Source organism: Curvibacter lanceolatus ATCC 14669, from assembly GCF_000381265.1.
In the GTDB taxonomy this organism is placed as follows: domain Bacteria; phylum Pseudomonadota; class Gammaproteobacteria; order Burkholderiales; family Burkholderiaceae_C; genus Curvibacter; species Curvibacter lanceolatus.
This window is the reverse complement of record NZ_KB906257.1, coordinates 255,442-276,298: the sequence shown is the minus strand read 5'-3', so window position 1 is coordinate 276,298 and position 20,857 is coordinate 255,442. Positions and strand designations below refer to the sequence as shown.

15 protein-coding genes and 2 tRNA genes are annotated in these 20,857 nt (G+C 61.7%); 4 read left to right on the top strand and 13 right to left on the bottom strand.

All coding sequences use genetic code 11. From position 1 onward, the window contains the following. Positions 1–116 precede the first annotated feature (116 nt). Positions 117–1,154 (bottom strand): acyltransferase family protein, encoded by a 1,038-nt coding sequence (locus tag F624_RS0111805; protein ID WP_019574513.1) that lies wholly within the window; start codon positions 1,152–1,154, stop codon positions 117–119. 261 nt (positions 1,155–1,415) lie between these two features. On the opposite strand from F624_RS0111805, the gene F624_RS0111800 reads away from it, so the two are divergent. After that, positions 1,416–2,639, top strand: a complete 1,224-nt coding sequence (locus F624_RS0111800; protein ID WP_019574512.1) for a hypothetical protein — start codon at positions 1,416–1,418, stop codon at positions 2,637–2,639. A gap of 12 nt (positions 2,640–2,651) precedes the next feature. Then, positions 2,652–4,067 (top strand): O-antigen ligase family protein, encoded by a 1,416-nt coding sequence (locus F624_RS0111795; protein ID WP_019574511.1) that lies wholly within the window; start codon positions 2,652–2,654, stop codon positions 4,065–4,067. Here the strand turns inward: F624_RS0111795 and F624_RS0111790 are convergent. The 9 genes from F624_RS0111790 to F624_RS34850 all read right to left on the bottom strand — a co-directional run bounded on the left by F624_RS0111790 (position 4,046) and on the right by F624_RS34850 (position 14,685). Further along, positions 4,046–4,951, bottom strand: a complete 906-nt coding sequence (locus tag F624_RS0111790; protein ID WP_031254788.1) for a glycosyltransferase family 2 protein — start codon at positions 4,949–4,951, stop codon at positions 4,046–4,048. The genes F624_RS0111795 and F624_RS0111790 overlap by 22 nt on opposite strands. Further along, entirely contained in the window at positions 4,944–7,214 is a 2,271-nt protein-coding gene (locus F624_RS33400; RefSeq protein ID WP_084679489.1) for a polysaccharide biosynthesis tyrosine autokinase, read from the bottom strand. Before F624_RS33400 ends, F624_RS0111790 begins: the two co-directional genes overlap by 8 nt. 12 nt (positions 7,215–7,226) lie before the next feature. Then, a complete protein-coding gene (locus F624_RS0111775; protein ID WP_019574508.1) occupies positions 7,227–8,561 on the bottom strand; it encodes a Wzz/FepE/Etk N-terminal domain-containing protein in 1,335 nt (444 codons plus the stop codon). 17 nt (positions 8,562–8,578) lie between these two features. Next, on the bottom strand, positions 8,579–9,316 hold the full coding sequence (locus F624_RS0111770; RefSeq protein WP_169426581.1) for a polysaccharide biosynthesis/export family protein: 738 nt from the start codon (positions 9,314–9,316) through the stop codon (positions 8,579–8,581). A 418-nt stretch (positions 9,317–9,734) separates the two neighbouring features. Then, positions 9,735–10,655 (bottom strand): GNAT family N-acetyltransferase, encoded by a 921-nt coding sequence (locus F624_RS0111760; protein ID WP_157443427.1) that lies wholly within the window; start codon positions 10,653–10,655, stop codon positions 9,735–9,737. 185 nt (positions 10,656–10,840) lie between these two features. Further along, positions 10,841–11,617, bottom strand: a complete 777-nt coding sequence (locus F624_RS0111755) for a WecB/TagA/CpsF family glycosyltransferase (protein WP_031254785.1) — start codon at positions 11,615–11,617, stop codon at positions 10,841–10,843. A gap of 19 nt (positions 11,618–11,636) precedes the next feature. After that, on the bottom strand, positions 11,637–12,791 hold the full coding sequence (locus F624_RS0111750; protein WP_031254783.1) for a tetratricopeptide repeat protein: 1,155 nt from the start codon (positions 12,789–12,791) through the stop codon (positions 11,637–11,639). Positions 12,792–13,822: 1,031 nt separating this feature from the next. After that, a complete protein-coding gene (locus tag F624_RS0111745) occupies positions 13,823–14,359 on the bottom strand; it encodes a helix-turn-helix domain-containing protein (RefSeq protein WP_019574503.1) in 537 nt (178 codons plus the stop codon). A 155-nt stretch (positions 14,360–14,514) separates the two neighbouring features. Continuing rightward, complete coding sequence (locus F624_RS34850; protein ID WP_157443425.1) at positions 14,515–14,685, bottom strand: hypothetical protein; 171 nt, start codon at positions 14,683–14,685, stop codon at positions 14,515–14,517. A 107-nt stretch (positions 14,686–14,792) separates the two neighbouring features. Here F624_RS34850 and F624_RS33395 point away from each other — a divergent pair, with 107 nt between their 5' ends. Both F624_RS33395 and F624_RS32460 read left to right on the top strand, forming a co-directional pair. Beyond that, complete coding sequence (locus F624_RS33395) at positions 14,793–16,142, top strand: replication endonuclease (protein ID WP_342663577.1); 1,350 nt, start codon at positions 14,793–14,795, stop codon at positions 16,140–16,142. 674 nt (positions 16,143–16,816) lie between these two features. Further along, positions 16,817–17,062, top strand: a complete 246-nt coding sequence (locus F624_RS32460) for a DUF4224 domain-containing protein (RefSeq protein ID WP_019574499.1) — start codon at positions 16,817–16,819, stop codon at positions 17,060–17,062. Positions 17,063–18,057: 995 nt separating this feature from the next. On the opposite strand, the gene F624_RS0111720 is transcribed toward F624_RS32460, so the two are convergent. The 3 genes from F624_RS0111720 to lon form a co-directional block, all read right to left on the bottom strand. After that, positions 18,058–18,131 (bottom strand) — tRNA-Cys (locus F624_RS0111720). 53 nt (positions 18,132–18,184) lie between these two features. Beyond that, positions 18,185–18,260, bottom strand: a tRNA-Gly gene (locus tag F624_RS0111715). Between the two features lie 102 nt (positions 18,261–18,362). Next, on the bottom strand, positions 18,363–20,798 hold the full coding sequence (gene lon, locus F624_RS0111710) for an endopeptidase La (protein WP_019574498.1): 2,436 nt from the start codon (positions 20,796–20,798) through the stop codon (positions 18,363–18,365). Positions 20,799–20,857: the final 59 nt, after the last annotated feature.

Here is a 20,857-nt window from a genome sequence, read left to right as displayed (position 1 = left end):
CAAAAGATGGGCACTGGACAATAAAGACGGTCGGACCCCAGGTTTCACAAGCCCGCAGACCTTGATTATCTGCTGTACGCAGAAAACCTCGGCCCTCAGCCAAGTCACCTCGCGCATCAACGTTCGTAGGCCCGTTTGCGCTGCAAAAACCAGGACTCGAAGTAACGAAAACTGACGCTGGCCGCCAGCAAGGCAAGCATCAACGTCAAACCGAACACCAGCCACCCGTCAGACACCGGTCCGAACAAGCCCAGCATCTTGGTCACAGCGTTCTTGCACAGCATGTGCAGCATGTACATGCCATAGCTCACCGTGCCAAGGTAGGCCAGCGGACGGCAGTTCAGCAGCGGCTGCAGAACATGCTGCTCGCGGATCACGCAGGTCCCGACCCAGGTGGCAAACAACACGCCCAACAGCAACGAAGGGGCCTGCCCCCACGCCAGAGCGGCGCACAAGGCCAGCGCGGCAACCAAAGACGCACCGGACAAACCCAGCACCCGGCTGAGCGCGGCGTGGCTGCGTGGCTGGTCGAGCAAAAGCGCCAGCAAGGCGCCAGCCAGCAGCGGACTGGGCATGAAAGCCCACACCCCATGGCCGCTCGACTGGGCCCACTGGGAAATGCCCAGCCACAGTGCCAGCAACAACGCGCTCCTGGGCCGGCTGCCAGCCAACAGCATCAGGCCCGGCCAGATCAGATAGAACTGCTCCTCGGCCGCCAGTGACCAGGCGAAATAAAAAATGACCCGCCCCTGGATCTCAACAAACAGGTTGCTGGTGTAGGTGGCGAAATAAGGCAGGTGGTCAAAAAAAGCACGCCCCACGGCCGAATGGCGCTCCAGCGCCAGAACCATGACCACATAGAGGAGCAGAGTCGCGTAATACAGCGGGAAGATGCGCAAGGTGCGACGCACATAGAAGGCCTTCAGATCGATGCGCCCCTGGCGTCGCTGCTCGCGCAGCAGCAGCGTGGTGATCAGGAAACCACTGATGGCAAAAAACAGCGACACCCCTTCGGCCCCCACATGCCCCCAAAAAGGCCCATGGACCGAGGCAGCGGTGTGGTGCCAGATCACCCCCAGGATGCTCAGCGCTCGCAGGCCATCGAGGGATGAGAAACGCGTCTGGGCCTGAAACCGGGAATAAGAGTCGCTCATGGAGAAATCGTGGAGTGCGTTCAGATGACTGGGGGGGCCATGGCGTCCGAAGGGGTCTTGGCGGCCTCGAATCGTCCATTTTGGCGCATACAAGCCTTACACACAGATACAAATCGCCCAAAGCCACCCATGCCCGCCGCACCAAGACGACCGGCTGGCATAATTTGGGCAGACCTGCGGTCTGTATCTCCGGGTGCCCGGCCACGCCGGATGTGATCGCTTCAACCATCCCAACCCCCAAGGCCACAGCAGGAGGCGCTCATGGATCGCAGTTCAGCGACCTCGACCACACGACACCGCCTGGCCCGGATACGCTGGCCCACCCTGGTGGCCTGGGCCCTGAGCTGGTGCCTGATGGGCCTTGCGGCCGCCGCCGGCCCGAAGACCCAAGGGGCTGCGACCCGAGCCAACGAAGCCCCGGCCCACCTCGACCTGGACAGCCTGCCCCTGAACCAGCGCGCCGGTGCGCTGGCCCAGGCCATTGGCCGCCCGCGCCGCTTGCTGATCGGGGTGGGTTCAAGCGACACCGCAACGGTGCTGGGCCAGGGCCTGACACTGGACATCTACCACCAATATATCAATGGGGTCGGCAAGGACTCGTGGCTCAGCTGGAACAGCCCGGCCGGTGCCTACGTCGACATCGTGGCGGAACACGCCGACCTGGTCGGTGCGGTGCCGATGTACACGCTCTATCAGATGGCAGCACGGGGCGACAGCAACATCAGCGGTCTGACCGACCCGACCTTCATGGGGCCTTACTGGCAGCAGGTGCACCTGTTGTTCGAAAAATTGGGCCGCTATGGCAAGCCCGCGCTGGTGAACCTGGAGCCTGACTTCTGGGGCTATGCCCAACGCGCCCAACCCGACCCCCAGCGCCAGCCGGCCCTGGTCAAGATCAACCCCGACTGCACCGAGCTGCCCGACACAGTGGCCGGGATGGCGGCCTGCCTTCTGCGCAGCGCGCGCCTGCTGGCTCCCAGAACCTATGTCGGGTTCCCGCCGTCCATGTTCTACGACCTGCAGGCCGGCGATGTGGCTTACATGAAGAAACTCGGGGCCGACAAAGCCGACTTCGTGGTCATGCAGACCCAGGACCGCGATGCCGGGTGCATGGAGGCCCAATCCCGTGCCGCCTCCTGTGTGCGCAACGGTGGCCCCTGGTATTGGGACGAGAGCAACACCCGCAGCCCGAACTTTGCCCAGCACCTGGCCCAGGCCCGGCGCTATTTCGAAGGACTGCAACGTCCGCTGCTGTGGTGGCAGACACCGTTGGGCGTGCCGGCCGCAGCCCCAAGCAACACCCCACCCTGGCGAGACAATCGCGTGCGGTATTTTCTGACCCATCCGGAGCAGTTGGTGGCCGCCGGTGGCGTGGGTGTGGTGTTCAGCCAGGGCGAACGCAACCAGACCACGTTGCGCAATGATGGCGGGCAATTCAAGACCCTGTCCAAGGCCTATCTGGCGCGCCCTGCCGCCCTGCCCTGAACCCGTACCGCCATGGACACACCTCCTCATCCGCAGGCCGCGCCAGCGAAAGCCGATCCCTCCCCGGACTCGGCAGGCAGTGCCTGGGCCAGCCTGCTGCTGGTGCTGAGCCTGGCCTGGTCCCTGCTGCCCGCGGGGCTCAGTTGGGAATTCACCAACCAGGCCGACAACCTGAGCGGAGGCAACTTCGTCATCCAGTTGCAATGGGGCAGCCTGTTTCTGCTGGCCGCCTGGCTGGCCCTTCGCCATTTCGAACGGTTCCAGGAGGTGATGACGGCGGTGAATCCCTTTTTGCTGGCCCTGCTGGCCTATTGCCTGCTGAATGCGCTGTGGTCGATCCAGCCCGGGGTCACGATCAAGAAAGGGGTTCTGTTGGGCGGCATGGTGCTGATCGGCGTGGTGCTGCAGGTCCAGGGACTGGGTCACATGCGGTGGCTGCGGTTGATGGGCGGCACCATGCTGCTGTTCATGGTGCTGTCTGTGGTCGCCGTGGCACTGATCCCCGATACCGCCATCGAGTACGCCACGGCGGGCAACGACGCCTGGGTGGGGGGGGCCTGGCGGGGCATCACCGATCAGAAGAACAGCTACGGCATCATGACGGCCTTCACGGTGATGACGCTGGTGGGGCTGTACGCCACACCGCCGGTGCGCAGCATTCCCCCACTTTTGCTGCTGGTGGTGCTGGCTTTTTGCGGGCTCAACCTGGTGATGTCCAAAAGCACCACCAGCCTGCTGGTGACCGTGATGGGCGTGGCGTGCTTTGCGCTGTTCCGCTGGAAATACGTGGCAGATGACTTTGTCGTCAGCCGCGTGCTGATCGCCTTGGCGGGCCTGTTGCTGATTTATGTTCACGTGCTCTACGTGGTCCAGGGGCGGTTGCCAACCTGGGACGAGTTCTTCAAGCCCGTGGCGGACCTGCTGGGCAAACGCACCGACATCAGCGGGCGTTTCGACATCTGGGACATGGTGCTCGACGAGATCGAGCGCCACCCCTGGCTGGGGATTGGTTATGGCGCCTTCTGGCTGGGCAAGGACAGCGCTTCGCAGGCCATCATCGACAAGATGTACTGGGTGCCGTTCCAGGCGCACAACGGCTATCTGGACATCTTCAATGAGCTGGGCCTGATCGGGCTGGGTCTGTTTGCCTGCTTTCTGGTGGTCCACCTCGTGACGCTGTACCGGCTGTCGCGCCACGACCCCAGCGAGGCGGCCTTTCACGGGTCGATGATCGTGGTGATCCTGGTACACAACCTCACGGAAAGCTCCTTGCTGCGGGGCGTGAACTTCCTGGCCATGCTGGTGATTTACTCCTCCATTGCCGTGAGCAGTTCGCTGCGCCGACACCGCTTGGCGAGCCGGCCCGCCACGTCTGCCGGCGGCCAGGGCTGGGCCGATGTGGGTCCTCAGGCCCGGTATTCGAGGTAGCGCGCACCCATCAGGGCCGAGAGCTTGCCAAGCTGGGCACAGGCCACGCGCAGCCAGTGAAAGGCGCGCAGGGGTGCCACCGGACTGAAGCCCAGGGCCAACAGACTGGCCACCCCGAGCTGCAACAACGCACGCAGCGCGAGCGAAAGGGCCCGCCCGGTCCGCCGCCGGCCGTTGAGGGGATACAGCTCCACCCGGACAAAGGTCTGGGCGCCGCGGTAGGCCCGGCGCAACACCCAGGCCACACGGGCACGATCAGCCGGCACCTCTTCAGTGACCACGGCCTCATCGCACCAAACGAAGACAAAGCCCGCCCGGTGCAGCAACGAAAAAAACAGCGTGTCTTCCCCCCCGGAACGGCCGAATTCGGGATCGAAAGGACCAGGTAAGCTGCGCGCCATGGCGGTCCTCAACAGGACGTTGCCGGTGCGCGAGTCTTCAGTGAAAACGCGCGTGCCCGTGCTGAAGCGACGCCGATCGAACAGGCCGGCATCGCGCATCCATTCCGGCGTGGCCTGGGTGTAGGTGGGCAGCACCGGGGCCATCACGCCGTCCGCGCCCGAAGCGGCCTGGGCCTGCACCAGCAAGTACAACCAGTCCGGGCCTGGGCGTTCGTCATCGTCGATGAACGCCAGCCAAGCCCCGCGCGCCTGAGCCACGGCCAAGTTGCGGGCCTTGGCAATGTTGGGCTCGGGCAGGTGCACAAAGCGCAGCGGCAGGCGTTCGCCCCAGGCCTGCAAGACCGGCAAGGCACTGTGGGCAGGGTCGTTGTCAACGACCACGATTTCAAAGGCCGGCAGACGCTGCTCGGCCAGCAGGGAAAGCAGCCCGTCCAGCAACTCGGGCCGCCGAAAAGTGCAAACGCAGACACTGACTTCAGGCATGGGGGAGCTCCCGGCTCAAGCGGCGCCGCTGATAGGCAATCAGACCGAGCAGTAGCAGAAAATCAAAAGACTCCATTGCGATCAGGGCCAACACCGCCCCCAGGGCACCCCATTGGGGAATGGTCACGCTGGCCACCACCAGCATGAACAGAACGACCACGGAGCCCTCGACGAACAACTGCCGGAACGCCCCGATGCTGACCAGCCAGGTGGTGGCGATGGTTCGGGCCACACTGACCAAGAAGTACGCGCCCCAGGCCATCACCAGGGTGTTGATGCCCTGGTATTTGGCCCCGAGCACATGGGCCTGCAACCAGGGAAGGGCCAGGACCAGCATCAGCATGTACACCAGGGAAAGGGCCTCGATGCCCCCCAGCGACGCCAGCGACAAGCGGTTCAATGAACGCCAGTCACGGGCATGGATCAAGCGCCCCGCCAAAGGCCGGGCCACCCTGGACCAGGCCACCACCATGAGGCCAACAGGCACCAGCAGCAGACGAGAGGCGCTCACCTCGGCGGCGGCCTCCACCCCCGACATGGCCGAGGCCAAGTAAAGAAAACTGTAGTTGCCCAACCAACCGACGACCATGCCAGGCATGGCCCAGCGGCCCTTGTCCCAGACCGCAGCCAGGGTCTCGCTCCAGAGCGGCGATGGTGTGTCTGTCGGGGCCAGGGCAGGCCCCTGCCCCACCACCAGCGCCAGGCCCTGGGCCACACTGAGCACCCCCAGAATGGACGCTGCCCCAACCTGCTTGCTCAGCGCCAGCGCGGCACCACCAAGCAGGGCCAGCAGCACGTAAAGGCCATCACTGAGCAACAGGCTGCGCAGATCGGTCTGGATGAACCAGACCGTGCGCCGGTACTCACGCGCCGTGGTCATGCCCACAAAAACGGCAAATCCCAGCCCGACCGGCCCTGGGGCGACCTCGGGCACCCCGTCCCAAACCACCCAGGCGGCTATCAGGCCGAACAGCAGCCCCAGGACGGCACCGGCCATGCACTGCCAGCGCTGCAGTCGGCGGATCGCCAAGGCCTGCTGGGGGGCAGGCATATGAGGTGCCAGCGTGGTCAGGGGGCTGCCAATGAGCGCCTCCAACAAACCCACGGCGAAGAGGCTGGCCGCAAACAACTGCGAGTAGAGACCATAGTCACTTTTGCTGCCAAAGCGGATCAGGCACATGCCCACAGCAAAGTTCAGTCCACTGAGCAGCACCTGATCAACAACGGACAGCAGGGAATGGGTCCAAAAAGGCTTACCGACAGCCACCGGCCCCCCTGTCAACGCGTGCGCCCGAAGCGGGGCAGGCGCCAGAGCGCGGACCACCAGGGGCGGGGGGGGGCTGACGGCCACCGAGCTGGCCGCGCCAGAGCGCCCGTCGTAGCGGTTGTAGACCGTGCCGAAAACACGCACCCCCACATCCTGCATGGCCTGCACGGTGACGCGCAGGTCGGCAATGCGGGTGCGATGCTCACGCCCGACGACCAGGGCGGCACCGACCTGACGGGCGATGACCTTGCTGTCCGAGGACGCCATGGCGGCCGGCGTGTCAACCACGATCACGTCCAGGTCACGGGCCAGTTTGTCGATCAGCGCAGAAAGGTTCGGATCCTGGAGGATTTCCAGCGGGTTGGGTGGCAGTGGTCCGGCGGGCAACACGTAAAGATTGGGCAGGACCATGGTCATCACATCCAGCGTGACATCGCTGCGCCCGGACAGAACGCCAGACAGGCCCTTCTTGTTGTTCATGCTGAAGTAGGCATGGATCTTGGGGGATCGAAAGTCTGCATCGATCAGCAAGGTGCGCTTACCCACCTGGGCAAACGAGAACGCCAGGTTGGCAGCCATGTAGGTGCGCCCTTCGCCGCCGCTGGGGCTGACCACCGCCAGTTGCATGGGCGTCAGACCCCGCGCTTCAAGCAACAACTCGGAGCGGATGCGCCGAATGGCTTCAGCCTCGGGGCTGTAGGGGGAGTTGGCGATCGGCAAGGGACAGGCGGCATCCAGCCCCACCCGCAAGTTGGTGGCCGTGACGTAGTTGAACTGATGGGCCAGCACGGCCTGGATGTCCCGCTCAGACAGCAGGTTGAGTTGCCGGGCGGCCTCGCCAAAACGCAGTTGCGAAGTCTCCTGCAACTGGATGATCTGCTCCACCTGGGCTCGGGTCAGTTTGCCCGCCTGGATGAACAGCTCACCCATGCGGTCACTGCTCAAGGCCGGAGGTACGGGGGCGGCATGGGCGTCGAGGATCGGTTCTAGTTTCATGAAGAGCTGTCGTCAGACCGTGGACTGACCAATCTGACCAAAAATGCGCAGGCCCAAGCCGCGCTCCATGTCTTCGCGGCAACGCAGGCGGCGCACCGTGACCTCCAGCACAAACGACAGGCCCAGACCCAAGGCCAGCCCCACCAGCACCGACATGATCAGGCTCTTGGTGATCTGGGGCTTGGAGTGCCGCAACGGGGCCTCGGGCTTGCGCAACACCGACAGATTGGTGGCGTTGACGGTGCCCGACATGAGGATTTCGTCGTATTTGGCCACTGCCGTGTTGTAGACCCGTTGGGTGCTTTCGAGCTGGCGCTGGTAGGAGCTGATGACGTCGCGATGACGCTTGGTCTCCAGCAGAGATCGCTGCTGCTCATCAAAGTTGCGACCCAACGCGCGCTCCTGGTCGGCCAGACGGTTACCCTCAAGGCGCAGGCCCTCCAAGGCGGCCTTCGCCTCACGCCTGAGACGCTCCAACAGCACGGCGCGCTCATCCTGCAGGGCTTGCAAGCGGGGATGCATCTTGCCGTAGGTGGCCGACAACTCGCTGATGCGCCGCTCCAGATCGGAAAGGCGCAGCTTCAGTTCAGCCACACGCGGCAACTGGGCAATATCGGGCACATCCGGCACATCATTGCCCGCGCGGATCATGGTGTCCAGGGCCCGCATGCGCGCCTCGAACTCCTGGCGCTGGGAACGCAGCGTCAACTGTCGAGTCGAGATTTCACCCAACTGACGTGATCGGTTGTCCAGTCGCTCATCGGTGTCCACGATCTGGGCTTTCTGCTGGTATTCAGTGAGCTTTTGCTGAATGCCGTCGATTTCATTGCGCAGCAACTGCAACTGCGCGTTGTATTGCTCGGTGCGCGCGCGGGCGGGTGCCACGCTGATTTCGCTGTTGATGTCGGCATAAGCCTTGATCAATGCATCGAGAAAGGCACGAGCCGCCTCGGCAGAGCGATCGGAATATTGAATTTCGACAATGCGGCTGGTGCGGCGCAGTTGAATGTCCAGGCTTTTCAAAAGCCGCTCACGCAGCAATTGACGATTTTTCTCGGCTCCGGGCGCTTCCATGAGCCGCAGGGTATCAATCACCCGATCCAGGACCTCATTGCTGTGAATGATGTCGACCTGGGTCTGCAAATAGGTTTCATCGAGGATGGCCGGAAACTGTCGACCCGAAATCGGATCGTTGACCCGGAACTCGATGAACAATTCAGCCGACGAGGTGTAACTCTTGGGAATCAGCATCACGGCAATACCCGTGACGATCACGGTCACAAGAGTCACGATCAGCACCGTCCACACACGGTATCTGAGCATGGCCCCAAGCTGATTCAGGGTCAATCCAACCGGATAGGGATTCAAAAAATCCTCTCCTTCACATAAATCACATCGCCGTCCAGCACAGCGTCCGTCAGGTGCGGCGAAAAATCTCGGGCCTCTGTGCCCTCTGTTTTGCGGTGGATCTGGATGCGATTCATCGAGCCCCGCTCGGTCACCCCCCCACCAATCGACAGGGCACGCATGACATCCAGATCAGGCTCCATGGGATAGCTTCCCGGGCGACGCACCTCACCATGGATGTAGAAGAACTTCTGCTGACCCACATAGACCATGTCGCCCTGGTTGAGCACCAGATCCAGTGGACTGCGGTCAGGGTTGGCCACCCGGTCGAGTCGGATGGGGATGCGCACCGGCGCGCCTGCAGCGCCCCCCTCCCCCTTGCGCAGCAGCACGGCAACCGTGTCGGCCTTGGGGGTGAGGCCACCGGCCACAGCCAGCAGGTCAAGCACCGTGAAGCGGCCCTGGATCGGGTAGCGGCCAGGACGCACCACTTCACCCAGCACTGAAACGGCCTGGCTGCGGTTCTGCCGGACTGTGACAGACACCTCGGGGTGCAGCAGGTATTCGCGTTCCCGCAAGCGCTGGGCAATGAGCTTTTCAAGCTCGGCCTGTGACATGCCCGCAATGCGCAGGAGCCCGATCAAGGGCAGAGTGACCTCCCCTTCATCGGTGACGGAGACCTCCGCCGACATGTCCGGCTGACCAAAGACCGTGACCTGCAGCACATCACCCGCTCCAATGCTGAGTGCAGGCACCGGCTTGGCTGCAGCGGCCGTGGCCACCGCCGGCGCAACTGAAACGGGCTTGGCAGCCTGGGAGGAGGCCCCCGTGGAAGATTGGGCTGGAGCCTTGGAGGTCGGCGTCGGGGTCGGGACTGCGGCGGACACCGACGGCGTCGGGCCCTGAACGACACCCCCCCCTGCATTCCAACCCAAGTCAAAAGGCAGGTTGGAAATCAGAGGCGTGGCAAAAACCCACGCCGGAGCAAACAGGCAGGTGATCAACAACGGCCCGCCTATTTTCCGCAGCAGGCGAAGAAACAGAAACTTCATTCAGATCAATCCATTCAAGATGGCCAAGAAACTCTCGACTGGACTCTCGCAGCGCGAGCCGAATGGATGACACCTGCAACGCATCACCCCACCCAGTTTTGACATTCAGGGCCTCCGAAAATCAATGGCCAGCCCGATGAAACCAGCGTTTGCCTGCACGCCAGACCTGGCCCAAAATTGTAGTCTTCAACCACCTCTTGCGCGCGGCCTTTGCCATGGCAGCATGTGCCACCCACGCCGGCCTGGAAACAGCACCCTCGCCCAACGGGATCGACGAGGTCTGAAACCGCGCCTTGTAAGGCTGAGAGCCTCGCCCCAGGTCCAATAGAGAAAATCCATGTGCCTGCGCGGCCTCGGCCATGCCCATCAGCAACAACAGGCCGGGAGAATAGGCCGAAAAATCCGGGTCATAGGTGATGAACCACACATGGCACTGACCGGCATGGCGCATGCCCAAATGCAAAGCCACCATGTGATCTCCTGCGTAGAGCACCGACAGCATGCCGCCAAAACCCCCTTCGTCGCAGGCGAACACATCATCCAGCGCGCCGCGCATCCAGGGCATCTCCAGGGGATTGCCCCCAGTGGTGCTGATGAATTGCCGCGATTTCAAATCCAGCAGACGCTGATAGGCATGCGGATCCTTGCACGCCATCTCCAGGCGAAGCGGTCCAACCTGACGCTCCAGTCGGCGGCGAGCATTGCCCACCGATTGGAAGATACCGGCTGATCCCTTGGCACTGCGCGCACTCAGGCGGCGACGGTAGGCCTCGATGCCCCCTTCCAGCTCCATCACCGGAGAGTGGGCCTCCAGGCCGATGTGGGGCGCAAAGGCCGTCTGCGTCAGCGGCATGTGATCAAACGCAAAGTAACGGGCGTCGCAGGCCCGCAGCAACTGCATCGCGTCGATCTCTGCGCCCTGCCGCATCACCAGGCCGTGGTAGTCGTTGAGCTGGTAGCCCACCGAACGCAGCCGCCCCCATCGATCGCGGTGGAACGGAAACACGCCGCACAACTGGCCTTGCTGCTCGATCAAGGCCAAGCGCAGGCCCAGATCCTGGCGCGCGATGATGCGGGTAAAACCAGGCTGGTAAAAAGGGCTGCCCAGGTCGGAGCGCGTCAGGGCGAGCGCCTGCCACGCCCGAGCCAGGTCGTCATCGAGTTCACGGGCGTCGATGATGGAAATTTTGTCAGTCAAATGATCCAACCCGGCCGGTAGACAGATATTCACGCATAAGAGCGTCGGTGCTCACGCCACTCATGCAGCAAAAGCCAGAGGAACACAGGGGCCTGAAGCAGATATCGGCGCCACAGATGCACCGGGTCGGAGGTCAGGCGCCACAGCCACTCCAGACCACTGTCCTGCATCCAGCGCGGGGCTCGGCGTTTCAGGCCCAGCGCAAACTCCTGCGCGGCCCCCACGCACACGATCACACCCGAGTCCAGCCGGCGCACATGGCGCAAAGCCCAACGCTCCTGCTTTTCGAATCCCAGGCAGACAAAAATGAAATCCGGCTGGCAGGCATGGATGGTCTTGACGATGGCTTCCGCATCACTGCCCTCCGGGTCGAAATTCATCGGTGGGCAATACACCACCACATCCATGCCGGGGAAGCGCTTGGCATAGCGATCCCGCAGCAGCCGCTCCTGGCCGGGACGCCCACCCAACACAAATACCCGTTGCCCACTGGTCATGCTGTGACGGCACAACGCCACAAACAGGTCTGCCCCTGTCACGCGTTCAGGCAGCGGGGTCCCGAGCAGGCGACTGGCCCAGACCACCGGCATGCCATCCGCAAAGGTGTAGTCGGCGCTGGCATACAAGGCCTTCAACTCAGGGTCACGCTCCAGTCGCACCACGTGATCCACATTGGTTGTCACCACCACCTTGGGCCCTTTGGTGGCAGCAGCGTGCACCAACAGGTCCGTGGACTGCTCGAAACTCAAAGGCAATATATCGAGGCCAAACAGGCGCACAGCACCAGGCAAGTGATCAGAGGGCATGGGATTCGGGGGAAGTGACTCAGGTTTCGTCTTTTTGTTCAGAAGCAAGCCGCCAGCGGTCCCCATCCCTGATCATGACGAAACGTTTTCGGGTTTGATCGCGGTAAGTGGCCGACTGATACCGCTGCACGGCCGCAACGCTCAAGCGTTTGCCATCCAGCCACTTCACGGCGGTGACATTCAAGGAAACCTGAATGTTGCCGGCGCTGTCAAACACTCGTTTTTTAAACGCGATCCATTGGGCTACTGATTTGAATGGCGCCGGGAAATACCCCGGCAGGTAGTGCCCCCGGTATTTCTCAAGTGAGCGCTGTGACCAATCCTGACGCCAAGCTTCCAAAGCCTGCAATGCGGAAGAACAGGCACTGTCGTCTGCCGACGGACACAAGGCGGCGCCCGAATCGGTCGGCGCTGCCGATGCGGGCCGCCGTGCTTCAGGCAGGCTGTCGAGCGTGCGTGGGAGCAGAGAAGCAGGCACCGCGACGGGAGCGGGAATGCCCGCGGGCCGCGTTCCCAGCAAGGTCACCTCTGAGCCACGCGATAGCGTCGGCGACTCCGGGACCGGCGGTGCGCTTGCAGCCACCGATGCCGCCGCTGGCGATGCAGGTAACGCAGCCTGAGCCGTGACGGTGGCAGGTGCAGCAGGCGGCACAGCCTTGTCCCGGATCAGACTTTCAATCATTTCATTCTTGCGCAGCAAAGCTTGACGCCCCGGGTCCAGCTCCGCGGCCAATTTGAAGCTCTTCCAAGCCAGCCCCAAATGAATACGACCCAGACTTTCGTGGGTTGACGCCTGCTTGGGCGCCAGATCCCGCGCCTTGGTCAGGTTCTGACTGGCCCGCTCAAGATCATCGGCTCGGGCATCAATGGCCGCCAGGTTCACAAAAGGCGCGGCCTGGGTCGGATAAGCATCGCGCAGACGCTCGAAAACCTTGCGCGCCTCATCGGTGTCACCAAGCTGCATGAGCACGATGCCGCGCTTCAGCAGCATCTCAGGGGGCAAATTGCCTCGGCGCTCCGCCTTGTCAATCAGAGCGAGTGCATCGTTGTAGCTGCCCTCGGCGATCAAGGCATCGAGATCGGACTTGAGATTGGCGTTCACCAACGCCAGCGTGTCAGGAAGTCCTGTGACCGGAATGCAAAGGGCACATGCTGCAGTCGCAACGGCAAGCATCACTGGCATTCTCATCAACACAGGCCCTCAGAAAAATATGAACGGTGTGACGACACAGCTGAGTTGACTCACCTGGTGCAATCGTCTACAAATTCCACCCAAAATCAGCCAAAATCTGATAAATCAGATCAACTCAGTCTCGCCAAACACACTCATGGCAAGATAGCAACAATTTTTGCACATTTTTTCAAATGCACCTGAAGGATGATGCCCGAAAAATATAAAGCTTTCGATAACGAAATCACCAAAAATGGCTGTTTGTCACACCGATGCGCCAATCGGAATCTGTCGCATACCCTGCGTAACGCGCAAGCCACGGACACACTGACGCCCAAGACAGAACAAACGTCTACCAGTCGATGTAATCGGCTGACACAAAGAGAAAATGGAAACAAAAAAGCCCAGCATTGCTGGGCTTTTTGACATCCGCAAGGGATGAAAAGATGGAGGCGCGATCCAGAGTCGAACTGGACTAACCGGATTTGCAATGCACGAGGAAGCCCAAGCGTAGCAACAAGATAGAAGAAGTTGCATCTACAACAAGTCTACTTCTAGCACATCCGCTGAGAGTGGCGTGGACGCCCGTTCTGTCGCTTTGTAGAACATGAGACGCCCCCAAGATGCAACGTTAAACTGCGGCAATGTCTACCCGCAAGAAGCCTGAGACTCCCAAGGGGTCAACCATCGACAGCATGAAGAACCTGGAGCTGGAGCGTCTCGCTGTAGAGATCGCAGACCTTGAGGCCGGGGCGAATGCTGAAGCTGCCAAACAACCGGCGGGGAGGCGGCAGCCTGGCCGGTGGAGCACACCGCCAGAAGACGAGCTCGGCGCAAGAATTCAGGAAAGCAGAAAAGCGAAAGGCCTGACGCAAGGAGACCTTGCAGACCTCACCAAGAGCCTTGATGCAGAGGAAAAAGGCATATCAAGGGCTGTGCTCTCGTTGTATGAGTCGGGGACAAACCGCCCTTCGCAGCACGCAAACCAAGGCGCTTGCGAATTGCCTGCACCAGCGACTCAGCTTCATCCTCTTTCAGGTGGTACGCGCATTGCGGATCGCCCACGGTGGTGAATCGCTCATCAGACAGGTGCGCGACGTAAGCTCACGTATCGCGCTTTCTGTTTCGCGGGAAAATGCGCCATCCAGCAAGCCGCCAGCCTTGAACTCGCCGTTGAGAATGTCCGCAACCTTGAGCCTGTTTGCTTCAATCAGGTGGGAGACTTTGTCGGCTGTGGCTGGGTCGATGTGATCGGCCATCATCAATGCCGGACGTGAGACACGCTGCACTGCGCCGCCCATGTTTTGAAGGCCCTGGAGAATCAGGTCTTCGCTTGTTGGCTTCTTCTCATCGGGAAACGCTTTTCCCTGGGCTTCGTACTCTGCTTCGAGGTAGTCCCTCAATTGGGCTTGCTGGGCTGCCGAGAGGTTCCGTGTCCCTGCCCTGAACTCGCTTATGTAGGCTTTCGATAAGCCCGAGCCCTCCGCAATTGCTGCCCCAGTCAACCCCAGATCGCTCACTGCCTGCCTGAGCTGCTCTGCTGTCACTACACGCTTGGTCGCTGCATTCATTTCCTATCCTTTCGTTGTTTGCATTGATTCATTTCGAAAATGCAATGAATCGTTTCGAACGCGAGCGAAGGATAGCGCTTGCAATTTTTAATTGCAAGAGTGAAATTTAAAATTTCATGAAATGGCCGACCCGGCCGGGCGGCTTTGGCCTAGTGTTAGGCCTTTGACTTTGCCTTGAGCTCTTCGGCCATGCTCAGGAACATCTCGTTTGCTTCGCTTTGGGCTCCAACATCGAACTTTTTGTTCGCGCTCCGAGCCAGGTCCAGCAGCAGCCGCATGGCAGCCTCTGAGTGATTGGGATGGGATTTCATCAAGACGTAAAGCATCCACGCATAGTTCTCAGCAGCCCCCCTGTAAAAGAGGCCATATCGCTGATAGTCGTTGCTCTCATGGAACGGGGCGTTGTCCCCATAGATCAGGTAGTTTGGGGTGACTGTTAGAGCTTCGCAAAGCAATCGAATTTCCCGAGGGGAAGGCCGGGCGTTACGTGTCTGAAAAGACCATGGCGCGGGCGATGCAGAACAGGACCAGGGTCGCCGCCGTTTTGGCTTCCATGCAGGTGGTCAATCAATGCACGGGGGAGGTGATCCCTCTGGAAGAGGTTGCAGCAGCCAGCCTGTCAAACCCGGCCAATCGTCGCAAAGCCATGATGGCTCGAATTCGGGGGGTGGAGGAGTTCACAAAGGCGCGTGAAGAGGTGGCGCTGTTCCTGACTATCACCTGCCCTAGTCGGATGCATGCCAGGCATTTCACGGGGGCTGCAAATCCCGCCTATGACGGCACCAGCCCGCGAGACGCACAGGCCCATCTGAATCGTGTGTGGCGACTTGCGACGCGCAAGCTGAGCAATGCCGGGGTGGGGATTTCAGGCGTCCGGGTGGTGGAGCCTCATCACGACGCTTGCCCACATTGGCATGTGCTGGTGTTCGTCAGACCTGAGGACGCAAGCAAGGTCACGGCGGCTATTCAGGCCTATGCCCTGGCCGACTCACCCGATGAGCCAGGTGCGGATGAGCACCGATTCAAGGTCGAACACATTGACCCGAAGCGGGGCAGTGCTGTTGGGTATGTCGCGAAGTATGTTTCAAAAAGCATCGATGGTGAGGGTGTCGATGTTGACGACGAAACGGGCGACACCGGCGCGGACGCGGCTCAGCGCGTTGTGGCATGGGCCAGGGCATGGGGCATCAGGCAATTTCAGTTCTTTGGAGTGCCTCCGATCACACCGACTCGCGAGCTGTATCGCCTGAAGGAATTCGATGCACCAAGCCAGGCGCTGAAGGCTGCGCACGATGCCACGCGATCAAACAACTATGGCCAATGGCTGCATGTGGTTGACGCCTTCGAAATCGCGTTCAAGCCGGTCTATGTCGAGCGCGATAGCGCCAGGTATCCCGATGAGGTGACAAAGGGTTTGCGGGGGCTTCTGGGGGTCGCCGTGGACCTCGAAGCCGGCGTGGAAATCACGACGAGAGTCGATGAATGGCGCATTGAGCCGCGCAAGAGCGAAGCTCAAAGCGGCGATCTTTCCCCACCTTGGACTCGATTCAATAACTGCGCACCCATTGATTTCAAAGGGAATTTTCAAACCAAAGGGCAAACCACCCTGCAAGGCATGGAGTTGGGAGACGTCGGGGGAGGGAATAGAAGTGCCCCGCACCGGGCACCGCTGCCGAGTGCGGGGCGGACTGATTGGAGATCAGAGAGGGGTGAGCATATGCAATTCGCCGTAGCGCGCAAGAACACCGCATTGACGGGGCAAGCGGGAGGCGTCAATGCTTAATCGCCTGCCCTCTCAAACCCCTCCGCTGTGGTTGATGCTGGAAGACATTGGAAGCCCAAGCCCGAAGGATGTAGCGAAGTCCTTGGGGGTGTCTGAGGCCATGGTCAAAAAGTGGATCAAGCACGATTCAGCGCCGCGTGCCATTTTGCTGGCCGTGTTTTGGCTCACCAAGTGGGGCATGTCGGCCGTTGATGCCGAAGCCCACAACGCAGCAATCATGAGTGCAGGCCTGGCCCGTGCTCGCCTCTCAGAGATTGAGCGCCTCCAGGGTGCCATGCATCGTTTGGGGCGAATCGCTCAATTCGGCTCTGCCAACGATCCAGCACCAGGCGTGCCGGTCGATCTAGGGGCACCGCGTGCCCCTGCTCATCGAGCCAAATTGCGAGTTGAACCAGCCCCCGGCGCCGGTTCAACCGTGTCCACCCCATCCAGTTCAACCGGCCATCGGCGCAATGCGTCACGGTCTAAGGCGCTCTGACGCGAAGAGGAGAGAGCATGTTTTTGCCCACAAAAAGACGGCCCGGCGAGTTCCGATTGATTCGGGGGTTGAGCGTCGCGCACAACACAGCCCGGTTTGAAAAATACGTGGCACGGCTCAATAGGAGGATGAAAAGCGATCCGGCCATAAAGCGTATGAGGGTGCGAAAAGCGAAGTTCAGGCAAGGGGGTAGTGCATGAGCGGCCTGTTCCTGAGTGCGGATGAGCTGGCCGAGCTGACCGGGTTCAAAGCGCCACGGTTTCAGGCCCGTTGGCTTGACAAGAACAGGTGGCACTACGCGTTGGCCAGGAATGCTCAGCCCCGGGTTGCACGGGCCTATTTCGGGGAGCGCATGGGCCTCAGGGCGCATGCGCAGGTATCAGGGGCGGGGCTGGATGCCAATGCAGAGCAGCCCGACTTTTCGGCGATTCGGAGGCGTTGAGCATGGGCAGAAAAAGGACTGTGAACAAGGGGTTGCCAAAGGGCCTGCACCTGAAGGAAGGGCGGTATTACCACGTGACAAGCGGGACGCCTCGGAAGTGGACGGCACTCGGGCCGCATCGTGCAGAGGCCTTGCTTGCCTGGGCGCGGCTGGAGGGGACTGAACCCGCCCCGGATGCGCGAACCTTCGAGGTGCTTGCGGCCAGGTATTCCCGTGAGGTGATTCCGACCAAAGCCCCGAGAACCCAGAGAGACAACGTGGGGGAACTTGAGCGCCTGCAGGCCCTGCCCGGCACCAGCTCGATGGCCAGCCCGCCGCCGGCGTGCGCGCCGCTCTGGCCAGCACCAGGCCACCACGCCACCGGCTCAGCCTGGTTGCAGGCCCCGCCCGACCCCAGCTCGATGGCCAGCCTGCTGCCGGCGTGCACGCCGCTCTGGCCAGCACCTGGCCAATGCCTGGCACCAGGTCGACGTGTCGCCGGCTCGGCCTGGTTGCAGGCCCTGCCCGGCACCAGCTCGATGGCCAGCCCGCCGCCGGCGGGCCCTGCCCAATGCCTGGCACCAGGTCGACGTGTCGCCGGCTCGGCCTGGTTGCAGGCCCTGCCCGGCACCAGCTCGATGGCCAGCCCGCCGCCGGCGCGCGCACCGCTCTGGCCAGCACCTGGCAAAGGCCCAACACCAGGTCGCCACGCCGCCGGCTCGGCCTGTTGCAGGCACCGCACGACACCAGCTCGAAGGGCAGTCATACGGACCGTCAGGCGTTGGGGTAGAAGGGTCTGGGGCATTGCCCCAGGGAAGCCCCGAAGGGGCGGAAGCTGCATCCGAATTTGGCTGCGTTTGAGAGCGCACGCAGACAGGTCGCGGGCAGAGCGCTCAGGCGATAGCTGAGCCAAATCGCGTCATGGAAAACAGGGGTTTGAATCCTGTTTTGTAGAGGGAGGGCTGATTTTGTAGAGCGGGTTTTGCAGCGAAAACCGTGCAAACCCGCATGAATATTGGAGGCGCGATCCAGAGTCGAACTGGACTAACCGGATTTGCAATCCGGGGCATAACCGCTTTGCTATCGCGCCGTGCTGACTGCTCTGACGAAAAAGGGAAGCACTGGCTTCCCTTTTCGGAAATCTGGAGCGGGAAAAGAGTCTCGAACTCTCGACCTCAACCTTGGCAAGGTTGCGCTCTACCAACTGAGCTATTCCCGCATTCTCAGCAACCCTGGCTACCAAGCTTGCTGCGATCCAAAAATTATAGCCCAAATTTCGCACCCATCAGGACTCACGGGGCGAAATTTGAGCAAGGCTCTTTCAGTGCTTCAGGCCGTCCGGAGCCACTGCCGGCGCCGGCGCGGCAGCAGCCGCCGTGCTGGCCGCCACTTCCTCGTCCGTCAGCGGGGCCGGAACACGCTCCAGAGCGACCTCCAACACCTTGTCGATCCACTTGACGGGCACGATCTCGAGGCCGTTCTTCACGTTCTCGGGGATCTCCTGCAGGTCCTTGACGTTTTCCTCCGGGATCAGCACCGTCTTGATGCCACCCCGCAAGGCCGCCAGCAGCTTTTCCTTCAAGCCACCGATGGCCGTCACTTCGCCACGCAAGGTGATCTCGCCCGTCATGGCCACATCACTGCGCACCGGAATGCCGGTGAGCGCCGAGACAAAAGCGGTGGTCATGGCCGCGCCGGCACTCGGGCCGTCCTTGGGCGTCGCGCCATCGGGCACGTGGATGTGGATGTCGTTCTTCTCGAACACCTCGTTCTTGATGCCCAGCGCCCTGGAGCGGCTGCGCACCACCGTGCGGGCGGCCTCGACGGACTCCTTCATCACGTCGCCCAGCGAGCCGGTGCGGGTGATGTTGCCCTTGCCGGGCATCAAGGCAACTTCGATGGTCAGCAGATCGCCACCCACCTCGGTCCAGGCCAGGCCAACGACCTGACCCACCTGGTTCTGTTGCTCGGCACGGCCATAGGTGTACTTGCGCACGCCCAGGAACTGGTCCAGGTTCTCGCCGGTCACCACCACCTTGGGCGTCATCTTCTTGAGCAACAGGCCCTTGACCACCTTGCGGCAGATCTTGGAGAGCTCACGCTCGAGCGAACGCACGCCCGCTTCACGGGTGTAGTAGCGCACCATGTCGCGGATGGCTTCTTCCGTGACCAGCAACTCACTGTCTTTCACGCCGTTGTTCTTCATCTGCTTGGGCAGCAGGTATTTCTCGGCGATGCTGGTCTTCTCGTCTTCGGTGTAGCCCGAGAGGCGGATCACTTCCATGCGGTCCAGCAACGCGGGCGGGATGTTCATGGAGTTGGAGGTCGCCACGAACATCACGTCGGACAGGTCGAAGTCGACCTCCACATAATGGTCACCGAAGGTGTGGTTCTGCTCGGGGTCCAGCACTTCCAGCAGAGCGCTCGAGGGGTCGCCCCGGAAATCCGTGCCCAGCTTGTCGATCTCATCCAGCAGGAACAGCGGGTTGCGCGTGCCGACCTTGGTCAGGCTCTGCAGCACCTTGCCCGGCAAGGCGCCGATGTAGGTGCGGCGATGCCCGCGGATCTCGGCCTCGTCGCGCATGCCGCCCAAGGCCATGCGCACATACTTGCGCCCGGTGGCCTTGGCGATCGACTGGCCCAGCGAGGTCTTGCCCACGCCCGGGGGGCCGACCAGGCACAGGATGGGCGCCTTCACCTTGTCGACACGCTGTTGCACCGCGAGGTACTCAAGAATGCGGTCCTTGACCTTTTCAAGGCCATGGTGGTCTTCGTTGAGCACGTTCTCGGCATTGCCCAGATCGTGCTTGATCTTGGTCTTCTTGGCCCAGGGCAGGCCCACCAGCACGTCGATGTAGTTACGCACCACGGTGGCCTCGGCCGACATGGGCGACATGAGCTTGAGCTTCTTGAGCTCGCTCTCGGCCTTCTTCAAGGCGTCCTTGGGCATCTTGGCGGCCTTGATGCGCTTCTCGATCTCCTCGATGTCCGCACCCTCTTCGCCTTCGCCCAGTTCCTTCTGGATGGCCTTGACCTGCTCATTGAGGTAGAAGTCGCGCTGGTTCTTCTCCATCTGGCGCTTCACGCGACCACGGATCTTCTTGTCGACATTGAGGATGTCGACCTCGCGCTCCAGCTGCTCGTAGAGATTTTCGAGTCGTTCCTTGATGCCAGCCAGGTCAAGCACAGCCTGCTTGTTGTCGAGCTTCAGCGGCAAATGCGCGGCAATCGTGTCGGCCAGGCGACCCGGATCGTCGATGCTGGCGATCGAGGTCAGGATCTCGGGTGGAATCTTCTTGTTGAGTTTGACGTACTGGTCAAACTGCTGCATCACGGCGCGGCGCAGGGCTTCGATCTCGCTGGCCTTGGCGCCTTCAGGCTCGACCTCGGGCACGGGCAGAGGCAGCACGGTGGCCGAGAAGTGACTCTCAGCATCGTCGATCTTCTCGACCGTGGCGCGCTGCTGGCCTTCCACCAGCACCTTGACGGTGCCGTCGGGCAGCTTGAGCATCTGCAGGATGGTCGAGACGCAACCGACCGAGAACATGTCGGCCACCGAGGGCTCGTCCTTGGCGGCGGTGCGCTGGGCCACGAGCATGATGCGGCGCTCGGCCTCCATCGCCAACTCCAGAGCCTTGATGCTCTTGGGGCGGCCGACGAAAAGCGGAATCACCATGTGGGGGAACACGACCACATCGCGCAGCGGAAGCAGCGGCAGGTCGATGGACGTGGCAGGCAGGGGGGGTTGTCCGGACATGGATATCCTTTGGTTACCTGTTGAATATGGTCCGCAAACGGGAGATTTCAACCCGCCGG